Annotated in this window: 20 protein-coding genes; 4 read left to right on the forward strand and 16 right to left on the reverse strand. The window is 71.2% G+C overall.

Annotated features, from left to right (window positions below; all coding sequences use genetic code 11):
* Positions 1–66: 66 nt before the first annotated feature.
* The 8 genes from smc to EIL87_RS14440 all read right to left on the reverse strand — a co-directional run bounded on the left by smc (position 67) and on the right by EIL87_RS14440 (position 8,709).
* A complete protein-coding gene (smc, locus tag EIL87_RS14400) occupies positions 67–3,711 on the reverse strand; it encodes a chromosome segregation protein SMC (protein WP_125091025.1) in 3,645 nt (1,214 codons plus the stop codon).
* Between the two features lie 88 nt (positions 3,712–3,799).
* Complete coding sequence (locus EIL87_RS14405) at positions 3,800–4,084, reverse strand: acylphosphatase (protein ID WP_199740408.1); 285 nt, start codon at positions 4,082–4,084, stop codon at positions 3,800–3,802.
* A gap of 333 nt (positions 4,085–4,417) precedes the next feature.
* Entirely contained in the window at positions 4,418–4,759 is a 342-nt protein-coding gene (locus EIL87_RS26840) for a hypothetical protein (RefSeq protein WP_199740409.1), read from the reverse strand.
* Between the two features lie 145 nt (positions 4,760–4,904).
* Positions 4,905–5,519, reverse strand: coding sequence for a nucleoside/nucleotide kinase family protein (locus tag EIL87_RS14420; RefSeq protein WP_125091029.1), 615 nt, complete (start codon positions 5,517–5,519; stop codon positions 4,905–4,907).
* 33 nt (positions 5,520–5,552) lie between these two features.
* Positions 5,553–6,398 (reverse strand): ESX secretion-associated protein EspG, encoded by an 846-nt coding sequence (locus EIL87_RS14425; protein WP_125091030.1) that lies wholly within the window; start codon positions 6,396–6,398, stop codon positions 5,553–5,555.
* Positions 6,399–6,400: 2 nt separating this feature from the next.
* Positions 6,401–7,732 (reverse strand): PPE domain-containing protein, encoded by a 1,332-nt coding sequence (locus tag EIL87_RS14430; protein ID WP_125091031.1) that lies wholly within the window; start codon positions 7,730–7,732, stop codon positions 6,401–6,403.
* A 9-nt stretch (positions 7,733–7,741) separates the two neighbouring features.
* On the reverse strand, positions 7,742–8,347 hold the full coding sequence (locus EIL87_RS14435; RefSeq protein WP_125091032.1) for a DUF3558 family protein: 606 nt from the start codon (positions 8,345–8,347) through the stop codon (positions 7,742–7,744).
* Positions 8,344–8,709 (reverse strand): hypothetical protein, encoded by a 366-nt coding sequence (locus EIL87_RS14440; protein ID WP_233576244.1) that lies wholly within the window; start codon positions 8,707–8,709, stop codon positions 8,344–8,346. The genes EIL87_RS14435 and EIL87_RS14440 overlap by 4 nt, the downstream gene beginning before the upstream one ends.
* A gap of 557 nt (positions 8,710–9,266) precedes the next feature.
* On the opposite strand from EIL87_RS14440, the gene asnB reads away from it, so the two are divergent.
* Positions 9,267–11,093: an asparagine synthase (glutamine-hydrolyzing) gene (gene asnB / locus EIL87_RS14445; protein WP_125091033.1), complete on the forward strand. Its 1,827-nt coding sequence runs from the start codon at positions 9,267–9,269 to the stop codon at positions 11,091–11,093.
* A gap of 324 nt (positions 11,094–11,417) precedes the next feature.
* Here the strand turns inward: asnB and mutM are convergent, their stop codons facing one another.
* The 4 genes from mutM to EIL87_RS14465 form a co-directional block, all read right to left on the reverse strand.
* The gene (gene mutM, locus EIL87_RS14450) at positions 11,418–12,302 is read right to left on the reverse strand and encodes a bifunctional DNA-formamidopyrimidine glycosylase/DNA-(apurinic or apyrimidinic site) lyase (protein ID WP_125091034.1); all 885 of its coding nucleotides are present in this window, start codon (positions 12,300–12,302) and stop codon (positions 11,418–11,420) included.
* Positions 12,303–12,411: 109 nt separating this feature from the next.
* The gene (rnc, locus tag EIL87_RS14455; RefSeq protein WP_125091035.1) at positions 12,412–13,200 is read right to left on the reverse strand and encodes a ribonuclease III; all 789 of its coding nucleotides are present in this window, start codon (positions 13,198–13,200) and stop codon (positions 12,412–12,414) included.
* Between the two features lie 14 nt (positions 13,201–13,214).
* Entirely contained in the window at positions 13,215–13,397 is a 183-nt protein-coding gene (gene rpmF / locus EIL87_RS14460) for a 50S ribosomal protein L32 (protein WP_125091036.1), read from the reverse strand.
* A gap of 2 nt (positions 13,398–13,399) precedes the next feature.
* On the reverse strand, positions 13,400–13,972 hold the full coding sequence (locus EIL87_RS14465; RefSeq protein ID WP_199740410.1) for a YceD family protein: 573 nt from the start codon (positions 13,970–13,972) through the stop codon (positions 13,400–13,402).
* A gap of 275 nt (positions 13,973–14,247) precedes the next feature.
* Here EIL87_RS14465 and EIL87_RS14470 point away from each other — a divergent pair, with 275 nt between their 5' ends.
* The gene (locus tag EIL87_RS14470; RefSeq protein ID WP_125091038.1) at positions 14,248–14,772 is read left to right on the forward strand and encodes a hypothetical protein; all 525 of its coding nucleotides are present in this window, start codon (positions 14,248–14,250) and stop codon (positions 14,770–14,772) included.
* Here EIL87_RS14470 and EIL87_RS14475 read toward each other — a convergent pair whose 3' ends face one another.
* From EIL87_RS14475 to rsmD, 3 genes are all read right to left on the reverse strand, one after another.
* Positions 14,773–15,501: a DivIVA domain-containing protein gene (locus EIL87_RS14475; RefSeq protein WP_125091133.1), complete on the reverse strand. Its 729-nt coding sequence runs from the start codon at positions 15,499–15,501 to the stop codon at positions 14,773–14,775.
* A gap of 231 nt (positions 15,502–15,732) precedes the next feature.
* Positions 15,733–16,215, reverse strand: coding sequence for a pantetheine-phosphate adenylyltransferase (gene coaD / locus EIL87_RS14480; RefSeq protein ID WP_125091039.1), 483 nt, complete (start codon positions 16,213–16,215; stop codon positions 15,733–15,735).
* 53 nt (positions 16,216–16,268) lie between these two features.
* Positions 16,269–16,829 (reverse strand): 16S rRNA (guanine(966)-N(2))-methyltransferase RsmD, encoded by a 561-nt coding sequence (gene rsmD, locus EIL87_RS14485; RefSeq protein WP_125091134.1) that lies wholly within the window; start codon positions 16,827–16,829, stop codon positions 16,269–16,271.
* 170 nt (positions 16,830–16,999) lie between these two features.
* Between rsmD and EIL87_RS14490 the strand changes: the two genes are divergently transcribed.
* Both EIL87_RS14490 and EIL87_RS14495 read left to right on the forward strand, forming a co-directional pair.
* A complete protein-coding gene (locus tag EIL87_RS14490) occupies positions 17,000–19,063 on the forward strand; it encodes a HelD family protein (RefSeq protein ID WP_125091040.1) in 2,064 nt (687 codons plus the stop codon).
* A gap of 126 nt (positions 19,064–19,189) precedes the next feature.
* Positions 19,190–20,527: an MFS transporter gene (locus EIL87_RS14495; protein ID WP_158628645.1), complete on the forward strand. Its 1,338-nt coding sequence runs from the start codon at positions 19,190–19,192 to the stop codon at positions 20,525–20,527.
* Positions 20,528–20,565: 38 nt separating this feature from the next.
* Here the strand turns inward: EIL87_RS14495 and EIL87_RS14500 are convergent, their stop codons facing one another.
* Entirely contained in the window at positions 20,566–21,258 is a 693-nt protein-coding gene (locus tag EIL87_RS14500; RefSeq protein WP_267898851.1) for a GntR family transcriptional regulator, read from the reverse strand.
* Between the last annotated feature and the right edge of the window lie 17 nt (positions 21,259–21,275).

Consider the following 21,275-nt stretch of genomic DNA (forward strand, 5'->3'; position numbering starts at 1 on the left):
TGAGCGGCTCGCGAGGAGCACGCCGGGTTCCTGCCACCCGCACCGCCGCGCAAGCCGACAACCGGCCTACTCCAGCACCGAAGCCACGTCACCTTCTTCTGGTGCGCCTTCGGGTTCCGGCTCGCTCCGGTCCGACTTCCCCTTCAGACGCTGCGAGATCACCTGCGTGATGCCGTCGCCGCGCATGGTCACGCCGTAGAGCGCGTCGGCGATCTCCATGGTCGGCTTCTGGTGCGTGATGATGATCAGCTGCGAGGTGGTGCGCAGCTGGTCGAGCAGCGTGATCAGGCGGCGCAGGTTCGTGTCGTCGAGCGCGGCCTCGACCTCGTCCATCACGTAGAACGGCGAGGGGCGGGCGCGGAAGATCGCCACCAGCATGGCCACCGCGGTCAGCGACTTCTCGCCACCGGACAGCAGCGACAGCCGCTTGACCTTCTTGCCCGGGGGACGCGCCTCGACCTCGACACCCGTGGTGAGCATGTCCTCCGGGTCGGTCAGCGTCAGGCGTCCCTCGCCGCCGGGGAACAGGACCTTGAAGACGACCTCGAACTCCTTCGCCACGTCCTGGAACGCCGAGCTGAAGACCTCGAGGATCTTCTCGTCGACCTCCTTGACCACGCTGAGCAGGTCGCGGCGGCTGTCCTTGAGGTCCTCGAGCTGGGTGGACAGGAACTTGTAGCGCTCCTCCAGCGCGGCGAACTCCTCCAGCGCCAACGGGTTCACCTTGCCCAGCAGCGAGAGGTCCTTCTCGGCGCGCTTGGCGCGGCGCTCCTGGGTGGCGCGGTCGTAGGGCACCGGCGGCGGAGCGCTGACCTCGTCGCCGCGCTCCTTGGCCGCCTCGTACTCGGCGACCTCGGCGGGGCTCGGCGGCACCGGCACGGTCGGGCCGTACTCGTCGACGAGGTCGTCGAGACCGATCCCGAAGTCCTCGATGATCTTGGTCTCGAGCTGCTCGATGCGCAGCCGCTGCTCGGCGCGCACCACCTCGTCGCGGTGCACGGCGTCGGTGAGCTTCTCCAGCTCGCCGGAGAGCTCGCGCACCCGCGCGCGGACGACGCCGAGCGCTTGCTCGTGCTCGCTCTGCTTGGCCTGCGCGACGTCCCGCTCCTCGGTGGCGGCTTGCAGCGACACCGAGATCCGCTCCAGCGCGGTCTCGGCGCCGTCCACGACGGCCTGGGTGACGCGGGCGGCGCGTTGGCGCGCCTCCCGGGCCGCTTCGGCGCGGGCGCGGGCCTCGCGCTCGTGACGCGCGGCGCGGCGCAGCTGGTCGGCCTTGCCCTGCACGGCGCGGGCGCGTTCCTCCGCGGTGCGCTGGGTCAGCCGGGCGTCCATCTCCTGCTGGCGCACAGCGGTGAGCTCGCTGGAAAGCCGGTCCCGCTCGTCGGTGTCGGGCTCGGCGGCCTCCTCCTGCTCGTTCTTGACCGCCTCCAACCGCTCTTCGAGCTCGGCGAGCTTCGTCAGCGACTGGTCGCGGGTTTGCTCGACCTTGGCCCGCTGCTCGGTGATCCGCTCGACCTCGGAGGAGGCGTTGCGGGCCGCGCGCTGCAGGCTCGACAGCCGCTCGGTGCTGCGAGCCCGGGCGACCTTGGCCTCGTTGATCTGCTCCTGCGCGGCGCGGGCCTCGGCCCGACGCGATTCCTCTTCGGCGCGGGCGCCTTCCAGGGCGGCCGAGTGCTGCTCGAGGCGGCGTTCGGCGCCGGCGAGCTCGGCTTCGGCCTCGTCGACCGCGGCGCGGACCTCGATGACGCTCTGCTGGTCGTCGGACCCGCCGGTGGCCCAGTGCGCGCCGAGCACGTCACCGGCCGAGGTCACCGCGCGCACGCTCGGCTCGGCTTGCACGAGGTCCCGCGCGTCGTCGAGCGTGTCCACCACGGCCACCCGGTCGAGGGCGCTGAGCACCGCGCCCTTGAGCTCGTCGGGGGCGCTGAGCAGGTCCACCGCCCAGCGGGCGGATCCGGGCAGCTGCGGCCAGTTCGAGCGGTCGACGTCGGCGTCCGACCCGATCACGACACCGGAGCGCCCGGCGTCGTCGGACTTGAGCAGGTTCAGCGCTTCCACCGCGTCGGTGACGCCGCGGACCACCACCGCGTCGGCGACCGCACCCAGCGCCGCGGCGAGCGCGGCCTCCGCGCCCGGCTCCACGGTCAGCAGCGCGGCGACCGAACCCAGCAGGCCGGGCACCCGGTCACCGGCGGAGAGCAGCGCTCCAGCACCATCCTTGCGCTGCAAGCCCATCGACAGGGCGTCGACGCGCGCCTTCCAGGACGCGATCTCGCGTTCGGCGGCCCGCTCCTCCTTGACCAGCTCCTCCACCCGGGCGCGGGCCGCGTCGCGGGCTTGCGCCGCGTTCTGGTGGCGCTCTTGGAGTCCGGCGTCGTCGGAGTCCTGGCCGCCGCTCTCCTCCTCGGCGTCGGCGACCGCGCTGTGCGCCTCCTCGGCGCGCGCGGTGGCCTCCTCCAGCTGTTCGGTGAGGCGCTCGATCTCGGCGGCGCTGTCGCTGACCTTCCCGCGCAGCGACTCGACCTGCCCGGACAGCCGCGCGGCCCCTTCACGTCGGTCGGCGATGGCGCGCACCGCCGCCATGTGGGCCTGTTCGGCCTGCTTGAGCTGCGATTCCAGGTCGGAGCGGTGCTGCACGACCTCCTGCAGCGCCTCGCGGGCCTCTTCGACCTGCTCGCGGAGCTCCACCTCGTGCTCGGCGGCCTCCTCGGCCTCGGCGTCGAGCTGGTCGGGGTCGCGGCCGGGGCGGTGCTCTTCGGTCTGCTCGGTGAGGTGCCGGTGCCGTTCGGCGGCCAACCGCAAGGTGCCGCGCAGGCGCTCTTCCAGCGCGGACAGCCGGTACCAGGTCTCCTGGGCCTTGTTCAGGCGCGGCGCGTCGGCGGCGACGGCCTCTTCGAGGGTCTTCTCCTCGGACTGGGCGAACTGCAGCGCGCGCTCGACCTCGGTGCGCTTGGCGCGCGCGGTTTCCTGGTCGGCCTCGTCGCGGGCCAGCTCCGCCCGCGCGGTGACCAGGTCGTCGGCGATCAGCCGCAGCCGGGCGTCGCGCAGGTCGGCCTGCACGGTCTGCGCCTTGCGGGCGATCTCGGCCTGCTTGCCCAGCGGTTTGAGCTGGCGCCGCAGCTCGCTGGTGAGGTCGGTCAGACGCGTCAGGTTGGCCTGCATCGCGTCGAGCTTGCGGAGCGCCTTCTCCTTGCGCTTGCGGTGCTTGAGCACACCCGCGGCCTCTTCGACGAGGCGGCGCGTCTCGTCGGGCTTGGCCTGCAGGATCGACGACAGCTGGCCCTGACCGACGATGACGTGCATCTCGCGGCCGATGCCGGAGTCCGACAGCAGTTCCTGCACGTCCATCAGCCGGCAGCTGTTGCCGTTGATCTCGTACTCGCTGGCGCCGTCGCGGAACATCCGGCGGGTGATGGAGACTTCGGTGTACTCGATCGGCAACGCGCCGTCGGCGTTGTCGATGGTCAGCGTGACCTCGGCGCGACCCAGCGGGGCGCGGCCCGCGGTGCCCGCGAAGATCACGTCCTCCATCTTGCCGCCGCGCAGGTCCTTGGCGCCCTGCTCGCCCATCACCCAGCGCAGGGCGTCGAGCACGTTGGACTTGCCGGAACCGTTCGGGCCGACGACGCAGGTGATCCCCGGCTCGAAGCGCAGCGTGGTGGCCGAAGCGAAGGACTTGAACCCCTTCAGCGTCAGGCTCTTGAGATGCACGGCTGCCGTCGACCTTCCCGTCGGTTGCGCGACCACGTCCGGGAGACTCTACCGTCGATCGACGCGAACTCGACGCAGAACCGCAGGTTCAACGCTCGACGAAGCCCGTGAGGTCGCCCTTGGGTTCCATCCACAGCTCGGCCACGTGGTCCACCCGGCCCGGGGTCGCGCCGGAACGCAAGGCTTCGAGGAGTTGCTCGCAGGCCTCCCGCGGCCCTTCGGCGACGACCTCGACGCGGCTGGCGGGCAGGTTGGTGGCGCTGCCGACCAGCCCGAGCTCCAACGCGCGAGAACGCGTCCACCAGCGAAAACCCACGCCCTGCACCTGTCCGTGCACACGCGCGATCAGTCGTGCCCGTTCCGAATCCGTCACGGCCCCGATGATGCCGCGTCCTCGCGGAGCTCACACCAGCGGCGGTTGATCGAACCGCAACCAGGCCCCGGTATGATCCGCCAGATCCCGGCGCGAGCCGGGGTGGACGGGGGACGAGACGGACCGACACGAGTTGGGGCACCCGATGGACCCGTTAGACGTGGAAGACCCGGACGCCCGGCCGAAGCGGCTGGTGGTGCTCGCCGCGTCCGGCATCGCCGTCGCCACGGTCTTCGCCACCACCGCTGCAGTCGTGGCGGGTTCCAGCCGGCAGGAGTCCGCCGGTCCGGACATCACGCTGCACCCCACGACCTCGCGGACGACGGCCACCTCCTACACGACCGCGCCGCCGATGCCGCCGGGCCCGCCGATCACCGGCACCACGAGCTCGGAGACCTCCAGCAGCGGCGAGACGTCGTCGTCCACGCGCACCTCCACGTCGACGACGACCTCGACGACCGAGGCACCGCCACCGCCTCCCACCACGACGACGCGCACGCCGAAACCGACGCCCACCCGGCCTTCGCCGACCCGGCCGCCGACGTCGCCTCCCACCACGACGACGACCAAGCCCAGCCCGACGCAACCGACTCCGTCGGCCAGCTCCAGCTCGACCCAGTTCCCGAACTGATGTCCCTGGCAGTGCACGCGTGCCGGTCGCTGTGCTCGTGGCACCGGACTCCCCGGGAGCTCGACGGGCTTCCGCTGCTGGCCTGCCGGGGGTGCGGTTCGCAGTGGATCCGCAGCGAGGGCTGGACCCCGATCGACCACACCGGCCGCATCCCGGACGACGTCCGCGCGGAGCTGCGGAAGCGCTGAGTCAGCTCGGGTCGCCGTCCACCACGAGATCCGCCCGGCCCCGGGTCGCGGCGACGGCCTCGGCGTTGCGCTCGTCGCTGCGGTGGACCCATTCCGCGGCCTGCTCCGGTGTCCGGCCGTAGCGGACGTGCCGGTCGATCAGCCGCTGCACGCGAACCTCGTCCGAAGGCGCGAGGAACCAGCACTCGTCGAGCAGACCGCGCACCTGCGACCAGGGTTGGGTGTCGAGCAGCAGGTAGTTGCCCTCGGTGATCACCAGCGGGACCTCGGGTTCCACGGCGATCTCGGCGGCGAAGGACTCCTCGACCTCGCGGTGGAAGTTCGGCGCGTACACCGTCTCGGCGCCCTCGCGGATCCGCCGCAGCAACGCGACGTACCCGGCGGCGTCGAAGGTGTCCGGAGCACCTTTGCGGTCGGTGCGGCCCAACCGCTCCAACTGCGCGTTGGCCAGGTGGAACCCGTCCATCGGGACCATGACGGCGGAGTCACCGAGCTCACGCAGGACCCGCTCGGCCACGGTCCCCTTGCCGGCCCCGGGCGCTCCGGTGATCCCCAGGAGCCGCCGTTGTCCACCCTCCGCGAGCCGCTTCGCCCGCGCGATCAACTCCGAGTACACGCCCTCATCCTCCTCCACCCGTTCCCGGGTGGTTCAGCGGAGGCCGGGGTGGAGGCCTGCGCCGGGAGCGTTGGCCGAGGCGTCGTCCCACACCTCGGCGAGGAGGTCCCGAACGTACTCGGCCAGGCGGGCGTTGTCGGCCGGGGCGAGGGTGCTCCACGCCCGCCCGTCGCCGCTGCGACGGACGACGTGCAGGTAACGGCCCCGGCCGGTGTCGTGGAAGGCGACGACGCGACCGGCCCGCTCGGGCTTGCCGCGACCGGGGTTGCCTTCTGCGCCGAACTGGCCGCGCACCCCCATGCCGTCGGCCATGTTCGCGACGTCAGCGGCGTCGTCGTGCGTGATGCCGAGGATGCGCAGCTCGTCGGTGAGACCCAGCGGGTTCCCCGCGCCGGCGGCGTCGGCTGCCTGGCGCAGGACGTCGTTGGGCAGGCTCACCGCGCGTCCCGGACCGGGCGGCACGTCACCGGCCACCGACACGGCGGCTTCGGCCAGCGCACCACCCCGGACCGGGGTCAGCTCCACCACGTCGCCGTCGACGACCGTCAGCAGCCCTTCACCGCCGTTGGCGCAGGCCAGGGCACGGATCGAGCGGTCGGCCCAGATCCGGCCGTCGATGCTGCGCTGCGGCCGGTCCAGCAGCCCGAGCAGGTCGGCGAGCTCGACCTCGACGCGATCGCGCTTCGTCTCGGCGAGCCGCTTGTGCCGCAACGATTCCCACGCCCCGGCGACGAGCTCCGCGCGCTTCGAGTAGGTGCTCCCCGGGCTGGGCACGTCGAGGACGACGTGCCGTCGTTCGTCGAGCCCGGCTGCTTCGCAGACCACGTCGAACTCCAGCGCGGACAGGTGGATCGGCTCTGCTTCGGCTCCGGGACGCACCGTCAGCCCTGCTTCTCCGGCTCGTCGCCGTCGGCGTCGTCCCCGGTCGGCTCGGCCTCCTCGGCCTCCGGCTCGACCTCCTCGGCCTCCGGCTCGACGTGGCCGAGCACAGCGGGCGCGACCAGGCGGTCGTCGTCGAACGGGGTTTCCTCGGCGGTGTACTTGTTCTCGTGCTCGGTGTCCTCGCCGGGCTTGTCGCCACGCGTCGCCGCCGGGGACATCACCGACCCCGGCGCCGGCCGGCTGCCGGGGGTGCCGCCCGCGGCCTTGCCCGCCACGGTGTCGCCGGGACCGCCGCCGACGGACCCGCCACGCGGGTTCGCCGGGGTCTTCGACTCGCCCGCGCCTGGAACCACCCCGGGCCCGGTCGCGGTCGCCGGGGTCCGCCCACCGACGAACTTGCTCGCCGCGTAGGCCCCGATCCCGGCCACGGCCGCACCGCCTGCGGCGATCCCGAGAACGGTGCCGGTGCCGAGCCCATCTCCGGTGCTCTGCCCGGCCTGCGGGTCCGGTTCGGTGCCGAACTCGGCGGCGTGCTCGTCCGGCTGCTGCTCGTCGGGACGCGGCTGCTCGTCCGGACGACCACCGGGGCGCTGGCCTGCGGGTGGTGGCGCCGCAGGAAGTTTCGGCGGAGCGTGCCGGTCCCCGCGGGGCTGCCCGCCACCGGCCGTCCCACCGACGACGGCACCGGTGCCCTCCCCCGCGGAGCCTCCCGGGGTGGACCCGAACGACCCGATCCCGGCCGACGGCGTCGACCCGGGCGGGGCCGCGGGCACGACCGCGGCGGCCGGCATCGACGGCAGCGGCTGGTAGGTCTGGGCCTGCTCGACCGAGGTGTCGCGGTAGTTCGACAGCGCCGCCTGCGCCGCCCGCTTCTGCGCCTCGATCTGCTTGGCCTCCTGGTCGTAGTCGCTCTCATAGCCGAAACCGCCGCCAGCCCACTCGAAGACGTTCTCCGACTGCTCGTGCCCCAGCTCGTCGGGGTTCGGCAACGTGTGCCGCGCCGACTCGTAGCCGCCTGCCTGCGCGGCCACGCTGCTCGCGGACACCGCGAGCGGATCGGGGGCGTCACCGAGGGCCACGCTCTGCTGCCGGGTCGCCTCCGCCGCCAGGCTTCCCGCGCTGCCGTGCCACTCGACCTGCAGCTTCGCCAGTTCGCGGCGCAGCGTGTCGTCGAGGTCGACGACGACCTGCACGCACTTGTCCAGGGCGCGCACAGCCCCCTGCATCGCCTGGGTGCCCTGGCCCTGCTTGATCTGGGCGATCCACTCCTGCAATTCCGGGATGTCCATCCCCTGGAAGCGGATGTCGCGGAGCGGGTCGATGTAGGTCACCGCAGCCCCCTAGCTCCGAGCCTGCAACGTGCTGACGACGGAATGCGCCGCCGTCTGGGCCTTCTCGCACATCTGGTCCGCGGTCATGGCGTTCGGCGTCTGGAGCTGCATGTTGACCCACACCGTCTGGCCCGGCGCCGCATCGACGAACGCATCGCACCCGAGGCTCTCGCCGCCGTTGATCTGGCTTTGGACCGCGCCGAAACCGTTCAGCTCGTAGCTCTGGCAAGTTCCCGGACTGGAGTTGATCTTGCCCAGGAACAGGTCGATGGCCTCAGGAACGATCCGCACGCCGATGGCGAAGCGCGCCGCACCGGTGTCCCCGAGGTAGCCGCACCCGTTGTAGTTGCTGCCGTCCTTGGGCAGCGGCTCTCCCGGCCCCACCTGCAACGACGTCAGCTGCTCGACGCTCATCCAGGTGCAGACGTCGGAATCCTGCTTGCCCGCCACCGGGAGCTCCCCCGGTCGCTGCGGGAGGTCCGGCGATGCGGGCGTAGCCGGCGGAGGAGCCGGATCGGGGCCGTTGACCGTGCACCCGGCCAGTGCGATGACGGCGGCAGCGGAGGCAACCGCCGCTGCGAACCCACTACCGAGGCGCACCGGCAGTCTCCTCACCTCGTGCTCCGCTTCGACTGGAACGAAGCGCTGATCTCTTCGTCGGTGTAGCCGTAATGCTTGGCCGCCTCGCCCAGCTGCTCACCGAGCGCGAGCACGTTGTCCACGTACTGCTGGAGCCGGTGGAAGTGCGAGTCGGGGTTCCCCAGCAGGTTCGCGGTCCACACGGCCGCAGCGCGCTGGGAGATCTGGTCGCCGGCCGGCGGACTCACGGCGAGGCTCGGGGCGAGGTCGTTCAACCGCTGGCTCGCTTCTTCGGCCGCGGCCAGGATGGTCTTGCGCACTTCGAGCACGTTGTCCTTGTTGACCGTGATGGCCTGGCCGGCCGCTCCGGGCGGCGCGGGCGGCGGTGGTGTCGTCATCGCGGGAGCCCCCCAGGTCGCGGCGGCACTGATCACCAGGTCGGGCCCGACACTAGCAGCGCCGCAGGACGCCGAGCACCGCTTTGCGCGAACTTCCCCGCCCCTCCTCAGCATTGTTGGATGTCATTAGCGATGATCTTCATCCACTGCTGTGCTGCCAGGCACACCCCCGCGCGGGCGGGGCGGACACCCCGCTGGAAACCCCGGCCCCTCCGCGAAGGGGGCGCGAGCCCAGGCGAGGCCCTGTCGCCACCGCGAGAGGACGGTTCCACCTGAAGCCCCCCGACCTCGTCGAGCCACCGAGGGCAACCGACTGACAGCGAGGGCAGCAACCCACGAACCCAACGGGGCCACACCCCGGCACGGCCTCCCCGAGCGCCGCTTCCTCCCGGTTTCGGCTGGTCTGCGCGGTTTGCGGGTGGGTGACTTCACTCCGGAGTTGGTTTCATCGATGCAACGATCTCGTTACCCTAGCTAACAAGTCGGTGCGTGGGAAACCTCGTTGCGAAGCGCCCGAAAACCGCAGGAAACGTACGAGATTGGGGATACGTCCGGACATGTGCGGAATCTCCGGCTGGATCGACTTCCAGCGCGACCTGACCGAGCACCGCTCCACAGTCGACGCCATGTGCGACACGATGACGTGCCGTGGCCCGGACGCCGGCGACACCTGGGTGAGCAGGCACGCCGCGCTCGGGCACCGGCGACTGGCCATCATCGACCTGCCCGGCGGCGCCCAGCCGATGGAGGCCGAGGGCGGCCAGGTCGCCATCGTCTACAGCGGTGAGGCCTACAACTTCACCGAGCTGCGCGACGAACTCCGCCGCCGCGGCCACCGCTTCGACACCGACAGCGACACCGAGGTCGTCCTGCACGGCTACCTCGAGTGGGGCGCCCAGGTCGCCGAGCACCTCAACGGCATGTTCGCCTTCGCCATCTGGGACTCCCACGAGGAGAGGCTGCTGCTGATCCGCGACCGGATGGGCATCAAGCCGCTGTACTACTACCCCACCGAGGACGGCGTGCTCTTCGGTTCCGAGCCGAAGGCGATCCTGGCCAACCCGCTGGCCGAGAAGGTCGTCGACGCCGACGGGATGCGCGAGCTGTTCGGCATGGTCAAGACCCCGGGCCAGGCCGTGTGGGCCGGCATGCGCGAGGTCGAGCCGGGCACGGTCGTCACCCTCGACCGCACGGGGCTGCGCGAGCAGGCCTACTGGAAGCTGCAGGCCACGGAGCACACCGACGACCAGCAGGCGTCCGTGGGGCACGTGCGCGAACTGCTCGACGACATCGTGCAGCGCCAGCTGGTGTCGGACGTCCCGCGCTGCGTGCTGCTCTCCGGCGGTCTCGACTCCAGCGCCATCACCGCGCTGTCCGGCCTGCACCTCGCCAAGAGCGGTGAGCAGGTGCGCAGCTTCGCGGTCGACTTCCTCGGCCAGACCGAGAACTTCGTGCCCGACCCGCTGCGCGCGACCCCGGACGGTCCGTACGTGCGCGACGTCGCCGAGCACGTCGGCTCGCAGCACCAGGACATCATCCTCGACCCCGACACCCTCGCCGACCCGGAGGTGCGCCGCGCGACCGTGCAGGCCCGCGACTTCCCGATGGGCCTGGGCGACATGGACCAGTCGCTGTACCTGCTGTTCAAGGCGATCCGGCAGCACTCCACGGTGGCGCTGTCCGGTGAGTCCGCCGACGAGGTCTTCGGCGGCTACAAGTGGTTCCACGACCCGGACGTGCGTGCGGCGGACACCTTCCCGTGGCTGGCGGCCGTGCAGAGCCAGGGTGCGGGCTTCGACGTGCTCGACCCGGAGGTCTCCGCGGCGCTGGACATGCCGTCGTTCATCGCCGACGGCTACCGCACCGCGCTGAGCGAGGTCCCCACCCTTGACGGGGAGAGCGACCTGGAGCGGCGGATGCGGGAGATCTGCTACCTGCACCTGACCCGCTTCGTGCGCATCCTGCTCGACCGCAAGGACCGGATGAGCATGGCGGTCGGCCTCGAGGTGCGCGTGCCCTTCTGCGACCACCGCCTGGTGGAGTACGTCTTCAACACCCCGTGGTCGCTGAAGACCTTCGACGGTCGCGAGAAGAGCCTTCTGCGACACGCCACCGCCGACACGCTGCCGAAGTCCGTGGTCGAGCGGGTGAAGAGCCCGTACCCGTCCACTCAGGACCCGAAGTACGCGGCGGCGCTGCAGCGCCAGGTCCGCGACCTGGTCAAGGCCGGCAACCCCGGGCTGTCGGTGCTCAACCAGAAGTGGATCGCCGAGGCGGTCGAACAGGACCCGGCGAGCATCGACACGGCCGCCCGTCACACCTTCGAGCGCGCCCTCGACCTCGCGGTCTGGTTCGACCTGCACAACCCGACGATCAAGCTCTGACCCACACCCCGAAGGGCACCCGCACCAGGCTCCACTTCGGGGGGAGGGGTGGACAACTCGCGCGAAATGTCCACCCCTCCCCCGGGCGGGTGACGGATGCAGCACACCCGGCGCCGTGACCTCGAGCTCGACTCGTGAGGTGGGCGCGAGGCACCCGGTGGCGGGGCTGCCGCCGCCAGCGGTGCGGGGTGTCGTTCGGGTGGTTGGTCGCGGCCCTGGCCGGCCGCACGATCGCCCGGACCGGTCGCCGCCTTCCCGGACGTCGGAAGAGAGCCGGAGTCTTCAGGCCCTGCCCCGTTCGACGGGGCAGGGCCTGAACTCGCCCTAGAGGTGGGCGTTGCGGGGTTTGGGCTGGCAGACCGGGCAGCTGAAGGCGGAACGGTTCATCCAGGGGTCCCGGCGGATCGACGCCCCGCAGCGCGGGCACGGGTTGCCGGCCTGCCCGTAGACCGCGAGCGAGCGGTCGAAGTAACCCGACTCGCCGTTGACGTTGACGTAGAGCGCGTCGAAGGACGTGCCGCCCGCGTGCAGGGCTTCCCCGATGACGTCGGTGACCGCTCGGACCAGCTCGCGGACCTTCGGCCGCGTCATGGTCGACGTCGGACGGGCCCAGTGCAGCTTGGCCCGCCACAGGGCCTCGTCGGCGTAGATGTTGCCGATCCCGGACACCAGGCTCTGGTCGAGCAGCGCGCGCTTGATGCCCGTGCGGCGGGAGCGCAGCCGCTCGGTCAGCCGCGTCAGGTCGAACACCGGCTCGAGCGGGTCCGGGGCGATGTGCGCGACCGGCTCCGGCAGGGCGACCCCGTCGACCTCGACCAGCTCGGCGAGCTGCAGCCCGCCGAAGGTGCGCTGGTCGACGAACCGCAGCTCAGGACCGTCGTCGGTGAAGCGCATCCGCACCCGCAGGTGCTTCTCAGCGGGCGCGTCGGTGGGCTGGACGAGCAGCTGACCGCTCATGCCCAGGTGCACGACGAGGGCTTCGCCGTCGGTCTCCCCGGAGCCGCCTCCGAGTTCGATCCACAGGTACTTGCCCCGCCTCCGCGCGGCGGTGAGCACCCGTCCGGCGAGCCGGGCCGCGAGGTCCTGCGCGCCGGGGACGTGGCGGCGGACGGCGCGCGGGTGCAGGACTTCGACGCTGGAGAGCTTCCGGCCCGCGGCGTGTTCGGAGACTCCGCGGCGGACGACCTCGACCTCGGGCAACTCAGGCACGAGCACATCCTCACCCACGGACGAGGAGCCTCCGGAGGCGGGCGCGCAAAAAGGGGTGTGAGCAGGGCGGGCCCTGCTCACACCCCTTCCGGTCAGAGGACTCGCGCGCTCAGGACGCGGAGTCGGCCGCCGAGCTCTCCTCGGCTGCGGTCGAGCCGTCCTCGGCCGCAGCGGCGGCGTTGACCTGCTCGTCAAGCTGGCGCCAGGCCGCTTCGGCCGCTTTCTGCTCGGCTTCCTTCTTGGTGCGGCCGTCGCCGCGACCGTAGGTCTGACCACCGACCACGACGAAGGCGCTGAACTCCTTGCGGTGGTCCGGGCCTTCCTCTTCCACGCGGTACTCGGGCACCCCGAGCCCCGCGGAGGCGGTCAGCTCCTGCAGGCTGGTCTTCCAGTCCAGGCCGGCACCGCGCTGCGGCGCTTCGGCCAGCAGCGGCTGGAAGAGCTTGTGCACGACCGCACGGGCGACGTCGATGCCCTCGGCCAGGTAGACGGCGCCGAGCACCGCCTCCAAGCCGTCAGCGAGGATGCTCGCCTTGTCACGGCCCCCCGTGAGCTCCTCGCCACGTCCCAGCAGCAGGTACTCACCGAGTCCGCCCTCACCGAGCCCGCGCGCCACTCCGGCCAGCGCGTGCATGTTGACCACGCTGGCACGCAGCTTCGCGAGCTGCCCCTCCGGCAGGTCCGGGTGCTCGTTGTAGAGGTGATCGGTGATCACCAGGCCGAGCACCGCGTCGCCGAGGAACTCCAACCGCTCGTTCGGCGGGAGACCGCCGTTCTCGTACGCGTACGAGCGGTGGGTGAGGGCAAGGGTGAGGAGCTCGGCGTCGAGTTCGACGCCGAGCGCTGCCAACAACGGAGCCCGGTCCACCTGACGGGCTCGTGACTGCTTTCCCCCCACTACGTGACCGCCGCTCAGGCGGGCTGGACGACCTGACGGCCGTCGTACTGACCGCAGGCCGGGCAGACGACGTGCGGCAGCTTCTGCTCACGGCAGGAGCGGTTCGAGCACTCGACCAGCGTCGGCGCCGAGGTCTTCCACGACGAACGGCGGTGACGGGTGTTGGCCCGGGACATCTTGCGCTTCGGGACGGCCACGACTACTTCTCCTCTTCGGTACCGCCGAACCGCTCTTGAAGCGCGGCCCAGCGAGGATCAATGGTCTCATGCGTGTGCTCGGGGGCGAGCTCGGCCCACTTCACGCCGCACCCGGAGCACAGCCCCTGGCAGTCCGGCGAGCACAACGGTGAGGAGGGAAGCGACAGCAACATCGCGTCCCGCACCACCGGTTCGAGGTCGATCAGGTCGTCCACGACCCGCTCCACCTCGTCGTCATCGGTGCTGGTGTCGGTAGCGCTGTCCGGGTAGGCGAACAGCTCGCGGAGCTCGACCTCGACCTCCTCGGAGACCGGGTCCAGGCACCGCGCGCACTCGCCGGCCAGCGCGGCCGATGCCGTGCCCGACACCAACACGCCCTCCACCACGGACTCGGCCAGCAGGTCCAGCTCCACCGGCTCGCCCTCGGGCACCTTGATCATGTCCAGCCCGAAGCCGGCCGGCGCCGGGGCCTTGCGCGTGTAGGCACGGCTGCTGCCGGGCCGGTGGCCGATCTCCCGGGTGTCGATCACCCAAGGGCCGGCTTGCGCAGTGCGCGGTTCATGGCTCTGAGACATCACGAATTTCGGTGCTTGATGAACGGGCATTGGTCCGACGTTGGGAACGGACCCCGACGAATCGGGCACTGCGTCCCAAGTCAGCCCTCCCAGCGTACGTGACGCCCCGCGATGAACGACACCAGCCCCGGTCCAGCGCGGCACGGCCCGGCTCGACTGGTTGGACCACTCGGCCGATCAGCTGGTCCGGCAGCCAGAACTTCCCCTCCCGCCAACAGCGGATTACCGTGCGGGGAAAATCATCAGTCGGGGAATTCGCGAAGCGTGGACGAACCATGACCGACGAGAGACCCCGGCTCGGCGAACCCGTGCACCGGTTCGCCGACCTCCCGCCCGACCAGGTGCGCGGGACCAGGAACGCCTGCACCGCGCTGGGCTCGCTCGCGATCGCGCTGAGCGTGCTGTCCTGCGCTGTGATCCTCCTCTGCGGCTACTTCGCGCCGCACCCGACCGTCCCCATCCCGGTGCTGGCCGTCGTGCTGGGCTCTGCGGCAGCCGTCATGGCGCTGGTGTGCTCGCTGGCGCTGTTCACCGGCAAGCGGTGCGTGCGCGCCGGGCGCTTCCACGCGGACGAGGCCGCCCGCTGGCGGCACGCCGGCTTCGTGTGCTGGCTGCTCGCGCTGCTGACGTCCGCGGTGTCCGCGCTGTCGTTCCACAGCGCGGTCCGGATCGACGCCATCGTCTACGGGCACCTGGCCTACACCGGCCCGATCACGGCCCACCTGGTGCTGCTGATCTCGCCGCTGCTGGTGGCGACCGCCGCGACCGTGGCCACGCACCAGGTCCTGAAGGAGCCGTGATCAGTTCGCGCCAGCGGAGGGCTGCCACTCCTCGTAGTCGAACGGAGCGCCCATCGGGCTGCGCAGCTGCTGGCGGCCCTTGCCGACCGTGCGCAGGGTGCGGCTGAGCAGGTCTTCGAAGTCGGCCAGGCGGGCGTCGACGTAGGCGTCGCACTCGCTGCGCAGCCGCTCCGCCTCCTCGTGGGCCTCGTCCACGATCCGCTTGGACTCGGCGTTGGCGGCCTGCGCGACCTCGGTGTCGGTGACCAGGCGGGCCTGCTCGGCCTTGCCCTCGTGCACCGACTGCTCGTAGGCGGCGCGACCGGCCTGCACCATGCGGTCGGCCTCGGACTGCGCACGGCTGACGTAGTCCTCGTACTCGCGCCGACCGGCCGTGACGGTCTGCTCGGCCTGGCCGCGCGCGTCCGACAGCACGTGGTCGGCCTGCTCGCGGGCCTCGGCGAGCAGCTGCTCGGCCTCGGCGCGGGCTTCGGCGAGGGTGCGCTCGGCCTCGGAACGGGCCTCGGCCACGGACTTGTCGGCCTCGGTCTGCGCCTTGGTGACCACCTCGTCGCGGTGGTCGAGCACGTCCTGAGCGTCGTCGAGCTCCTGCGGGATCGCGTCCCGCACGTCGTCGAGCAGTTCCAGCACGTCTCCGCGGGGCACCACACAACCCGAGGTCATGGGGACGCCACGCGCCTCTTCGACGATCGTGACGAGCTCGTCGAGGGCCTCGAACACCCGGTACACCATGATCTCCCTGCAGTCGTTCAGCGCCGCGCCGCTCAAGCATCTCAGAACGCCACGCGATGCCGATCACGGGCCGTTCCCCTCACAGTCTGCCTGCGCGGGGCGCACACCAGCGGGAAATCAGCCATCCGCGTGTCAAGCCACCGATCGAGCACGAAGGGGTGAGGCCGCGGCTCTCGTGGTGGTCGGCGGACCCACGCCAGGGGCGTCAGCCCGCCGGCGCCAGGGCGCTCAGCCGTTCTCGGCGATGCGCTCGCGGAGCCGCTGCTCGATCTTGGGCGGGAGCAGGTTGGAGACGTCCCCACCGTAGGTGGCGACCTCCTTGACCAGCGACGACGCCAGGAAGCTGTAGAGCGGGTTGGTCGACATGAACATCGTCTCGACCCCGGACAGCTGCTGGTTCATCTGCGCCATCTGCAGCTCGTAGTCGAAGTCGCTCACGGCGCGCAGGCCCTTGACGATCGCGCCGATGTCGTTGGCCTTGCAGTACTCGACCAGGAGGCCGTGCCAGGCGTCGATGCGCACGTTGGGCCAGGGGGCGGTGACCTCGCGCAGCATCTCGAGGCGCTCCTCAACGCTGAACAAGCTCTTCTTGCTCTTGTTGATCAGCACCGCGACGACGACCTCGTCGAACAGGCCGGACGCTCGCTCGATGATGTCCAGATGACCGTTGGTGACGGGGTCGTATGAACCTGGACATACCGCACGCCTCATGTGCGGGACGTTAGCAGCACGACCACGGGATCCCCAGGCCCACGTGTCCTGGGTCACCGCTCGTCGATCACGGCCCAGTGCACCGCGGTGTCGCCGTAGCGCTTCGAGCGCACCGCCTCGAGCGGAGCCGGCCACTCCGGGTCCCCGCTGCGGACCGCGCGTTCCACGACCACCACGCTCCCCGGCCCGACCCAGCCGTGGGCCACCAGCCCGTCCAGCACGCGTTGCAGCAGCTCAGCGGAGAGGTCGTAGGGCGGGTCGGCGAGCACCACGTCGTAGGGTTCGTCGGCCGTGGTGGCGGTGAGCGTCTCGGCCTTGGCCTGCTCGACCCGAACGTCGCGGAAGCCGAGGGCGGTCGCGTTGCGCTTGAGGACTTGGGCCGCACGGCGGTCGGACTCGACGAACGTGGCGTGCCCGGCACCGCGGGAGAGCGCCTCGAACCCGAGCGCCCCGGAACCGCCGTAGAGGTCGAGCACGCGCAGGCCCTCGATGTCGAGCATCGTCTCCAAGGAGTTGAACAGCGCTTCGCGGACCCGCTCGGAGGTCGGCCTGGTCCCCTTCGGGGGCACTTCCAGGCGTCGGCCGCCCGCGCTCCCCGCCACGATCCGCGTCACCCGCTCATCGTCGCGCACCGCTGGTCGGCGGCTGTTCCGCGGGTCCGCCACCACCCCGCATCTTACGCCCGCCGACCTCCCCCGGTGGAGGGCGGGACACGTTGGGCTGCACGGGTTCGCGCGTATTCTGTCAGGTCTGCCCACCGCGCCAGACCGGGAGAAACTCACAGGTGTCCGAAGCATCCGAGAAGCAGGCCGAGATCGCGGTCGAGCAGGAGCACGTGGACCGCGTGTACGCCCGGCTCGACGAGCTGCGCTCCGAAGCCGAGGCGATGCGCGACAAGAGCTACGAGTACGGGCGTGAGGCCACGCCCGAGGCGCTCAACGAGCGCGACGTGATGCTCCACCACGCCAACCGGACGCTGCAGGCGCTCAACGCCGAATCCGAGGGCCTGGTGTTCGGCCGCCTCGACCTGGGCACCGGCGACGTGGTCCACATCGGCCGGTTGGGCATCCGGGACGAGCGCTTCGACAACCTGCTGGTGGACTGGCGGGCTCCGCTGGCCGCCGCCTTCTACCAGGCCACGCCCGAGCACCCGCAGGACGTGGTCCGCCGGCGGGTGATCCGCTGCTCGCGCGAGCAGGTGGTCGACGTCTCCGACGACCTGCTCGCCCCCGACCGGGCCCCGACCGACATGCGCGTCATCGGTGACGGCGCGCTGATGGCGGCCTTGACGCGGTCGCGCGGCGAGACGATGCGCAACATCGTCGCCACCATCCAGAAGGAGCAGGACGAGGCGATCCGCGCACCCGAGGGCGGCGTCACCGAGATCACCGGTGGCCCGGGCACCGGCAAGACCGCCGTCGCGCTGCACCGCGCCGCCTACCTCCTCTACCGCGAGCAGCGGAAGCTGGGCGGCCCCGGCGTGCTGGTCGTCGGACCGTCGCCGGTGTTCATGAGCTACATCTCGCGGGTGCTGCCGTCGATGGGCGAGCACAACGTGGAGCTGCGGGCGCTCGGCGAGGTGCTCGACGGGATCAGCACCGCCAAGATGGACGATCCGCGCACCGCCGAGGTCAAGGGCTCCTCCCGGATGGTCAAGGTGCTGCGCCGCGCGCTGCGCCTCCCGCCGCCGGACGCGCCCGACACGCTCCAGCTGTTCTACCGGGGCACCGTGCTCAAGCTGGAGGCCGACGAGCTCAAGCGGATCCGCCGGAGCCTGCACAACAAGGGCGGTCAGCCGAACAAGATGCGGATGAAGGCCGCCGACGCGTTGCTGGAGGCCCTGTGGCAGCAGGCGCGCGGACTGGCGGGCGAGAACTTCCAGCCCGACCGCGACCAGCTGATCAGCGAGATCGGTGAGCGCATCGAGTTCCACCGGTTCCTGGTCGCCTGGTGGCCCCCGCTGTACCCGGTGCAGGTGCTGCGCTGGCTGTCCGACCCCGAGCGCCTCGCGCGCGCTGCGCGGCGGCTGCTGGCGGCCGACGAGGTCGACCTGCTGGCGAAGTCCTGGGCGTCGCTCACCAATTCGAACCCGTCCGAGTGGACGGTGGCCGACATCGCCCTGATCGACGAGCTGCGGACCACGATCGGTCCGCCGCCGAAGCGCCCCGCCCGCACCGACCCGGAAGCCGAACAGCCGCGCCGCGCGGTCAACTACGACGAGTACGCGCACGTGGTGGTCGACGAGGCGCAGGACCTCTCGCCGATGCAGTGGCGGATGGTCGGCCGTCGCGGCCGGCACGCGAGCTGGACCATCGTGGGCGACCCGGTCCAGTCCTCCTGGCCGGACCCGGCGGAGGCCGCCACGGCCCGCGCGGAGGCGCTGAGCGCCCAGCGCGCGCACCGCACGTTCACGTTGCGCACGAACTACCGGAACTCGGCGGAGATCTTCGACCACGCCGCGAACGCGGTGCGCGACCTGGTCAACCCGGACGACCTGCCGACAGCGGTGCGCACGACGGGCGTCGAACCGGACGTGCGCGAGGTGCCCGCGGACGAGCTGCCCACCACCACCCGGGACGTGATCGCGGACCTGCTGCAGCGTGCGGAAGGCACGGTCGGCGTCATCACCACGATGTTCCGCAGGGACGAGGTCCGAGCCTGGCTGTCCGATGTGGACGAGCCGCGGCTGCGGGTGGTCGGCAGCCTCGACGCCAAGGGCATGGAGTACGACGCGGTGGCGGTGGTCGACCCCGAGGGGCTGGCCGCCGAGTCGACCACGGGTCGGCGTGCGCTGTACGTCGCGCTCAGCCGCGCCACCCAGCTGCTCACGGTGCTCTCCCCGCAGTAGTCGCCGAGCGGGAGGGCGGTCCGGCTGGAACGGGCCGCCCTCCGCTCGCGCACCGGTTGTTGACCACGCCACACCGCTCACCTAGCGTGGGATATGAGATATCATGCGTCACAACGGGGTGGTTGCATGCACGATCCCGCCACGTCCACGGCCGCCACCGGGCAGGCCACGGGCAAGCGGTCCCAGGTCCGCTGGCTGATGGTCGTCCTGGTCGCCTTGGCGACCGCCATCGCCTACATCGACCGCGCGAACCTCAGCGTCGCCAGCGATCCGATGCAGCAGGAGCTCCAGTTCTCCGACGAGCTCAAGGGCGTCATGCTGTCGTCGTTCTTCTGGACCTACGCGATCTTCCAGCTGCCGGGCGGCTGGCTGGTCGACCGCTACGGACCGCGGGTGCTCTACGCGGTGGCCGTGGTGTGGTGGTCGATCGGCACCGCGGCGACGGCTCTGACCCGGGGTTTCGCCGGAGTGATCGGGTGCAGGCTCGCGCTGGGCGTCGGCGAGGCGCCCGTGCAGTCGGCCAACGCCCGCGTGGTGTCGGAGTGGTTCCCCCGCAAGGAGCGGGCTTTCGCGTCGTCCCTCTTCGACACGGGCTCGGAGTTCGGCAGCGCGCTGTCGGTTCCGCTGGTGACGTTGCTGATCGCGCTGGTCGGCTGGCGCGGCTCGTTCCTCGTCACCGGTGCGCTGGGCCTGGTGTGGGTCGCGGTGTGGCTGCTCGTCTACCGCTCACCGCGGAAGCAGAAGTGGGTCAACCAGGCCGAGATCGACTACATCGAGCGGGGCGGCGGCCGCACCGAGGAGAAGGAGCTCGACGAGGGCGGCAAGCAACCGATGAAGTGGCGGGACCTGTTCCGCTACTCCACGACGTGGGCGCTGGTGGCCGGCTACACCTGCCGCGGCGTGATCATCTACTTCTTCATCACCTGGTACCCGGACTTCCTGGTCAACCAGCAGGGCTTCTCACTGCTGGAACTCGGCCTGTACGGCGCGATCCCGGGCCTGGCGGCGATGGTGGCCAACTGGCTCGGCGGCTTGTTCTCCGACTGGCTGGTCCGGCGCGGCACCCCGCTGGCGTTGGCGCGCAAGATCCCGCTGGTGGTCGGCATGCTCGGAGCCTCGACGATCGCGCTGGCCTCGATCGCGCCGAACCCGGTGTGGGCGCTGGCGTTCCTGACGGTGTCCTACTGCAGCGCGGCGGTGTCCACCGGCGCGCTGCTGTCGCTGCCCGCGGACGTCGCGCCGACGCCGCGCAACGTGGCGTCGCTGACCGGGGTGCAGAACTTCGGATCGCAGCTCGGCGGCATCATCGGGCCGATCGTGATCGGTTTCCTGCTCGGCACCGGGCAGTTCGCCTACGTGTGGCCGCTGGTGTTCGCCGGCGCGATGTGCGTGCTGGGGGCCCTCGTCTACGCGTTCGTGGTGAAGGTCAAGCCCCTCGACGAGCAGGCACCGATGTTCGGGTGATCCACGACGGTCCCCTCCGCGGAGGGGACCGTTCTCGTTCAGGACTCGGCCTTCTCGGCCGCTTCGAGGTTGGTGAGGGACTTCTGGATGTGGTCCCGGACGAGGCGTTCGGCTTCGTCCTCGTTGCCGTCGCTGACCGCGGCGAGGATCTCGGCGTGCTCGACGAACTCCTCCCGCCAGGTCGGCCAGCGGTCCCACAGCAGGTTGACGACACCGAGCGCGGTGAGGTCCTGCAGGTCGTCGAGCTGGTCGACGACCAGGGCGTTGCCGCAGCCGGAGTACAGCGACCGGTGGAAGCGGCGGTTGGCCATGCTCAACTCGTGGTTTTCGCCCGCGCTGAGCAGTCCGGCGGCCTCGTTGAGCGCGCCCTGAGCACGGTGCACCACGTCGGCGGACTCGCAGCGGGTGGTGGTCCTGACGGCCCACGGCTCCAGCAGCAGCCGGACCTCGTAGACCTTGCGGACGTCTTCGAGGGTGAGCGTGCGGACGGTGATCCCCTTGTTCGGCACCACCGTGACCAGGCCGGTGTGGGCCATGCCGATCAGCGCCTCGCGCACCGGTGTCTTGGACACGCCGAGCAGCTCCGACAGGCGCCGCTCGACCAACGTCTCCCCGGGGCGCAGCTCACCGGCGAGGATCGCGTTGCGGAGGGAGTCCGCGACCAGGTCGGTGCGGCTGGCAGGCCCGTTCAGGGGACGCAGCCTGGAAGAGTCACTGGCCAGCTGGGTCACACCCCCGATGATATGTC

The sequence above is a fragment of the Saccharopolyspora rhizosphaerae genome, from assembly GCF_003931915.1.
GTDB classification, from domain to species: Bacteria; Actinomycetota; Actinomycetes; order Mycobacteriales; family Pseudonocardiaceae; genus Saccharopolyspora; species Saccharopolyspora rhizosphaerae.

Bases quoted from the DNA above. Each gene is read 5' to 3' on its own strand.
- EIL87_RS14440 (WP_233576244.1), bottom strand. From the start codon at position 8,709: ATGACGACACCACCGCCGCCCGCGCCGCCCGGAGCGGCCGGCCAGGCC.
- asnB (WP_125091033.1), top strand. From the start codon at position 9,267: ATGTGCGGAATCTCCGGCTGGATCGACTTCCAGCGCGACCTGACCGAG.
- EIL87_RS14465 (WP_199740410.1), bottom strand. From the start codon at position 13,972: ATGTCTCAGAGCCATGAACCGCGCACTGCGCAAGCCGGCCCTTGGGTG.
- EIL87_RS14470 (WP_125091038.1), top strand. From the start codon at position 14,248: ATGACCGACGAGAGACCCCGGCTCGGCGAACCCGTGCACCGGTTCGCC.
- coaD (WP_125091039.1), bottom strand. From the start codon at position 16,215: ATGAGGCGTGCGGTATGTCCAGGTTCATACGACCCCGTCACCAACGGT.
- EIL87_RS14495 (WP_158628645.1), top strand. From the start codon at position 19,190: ATGCACGATCCCGCCACGTCCACGGCCGCCACCGGGCAGGCCACGGGC.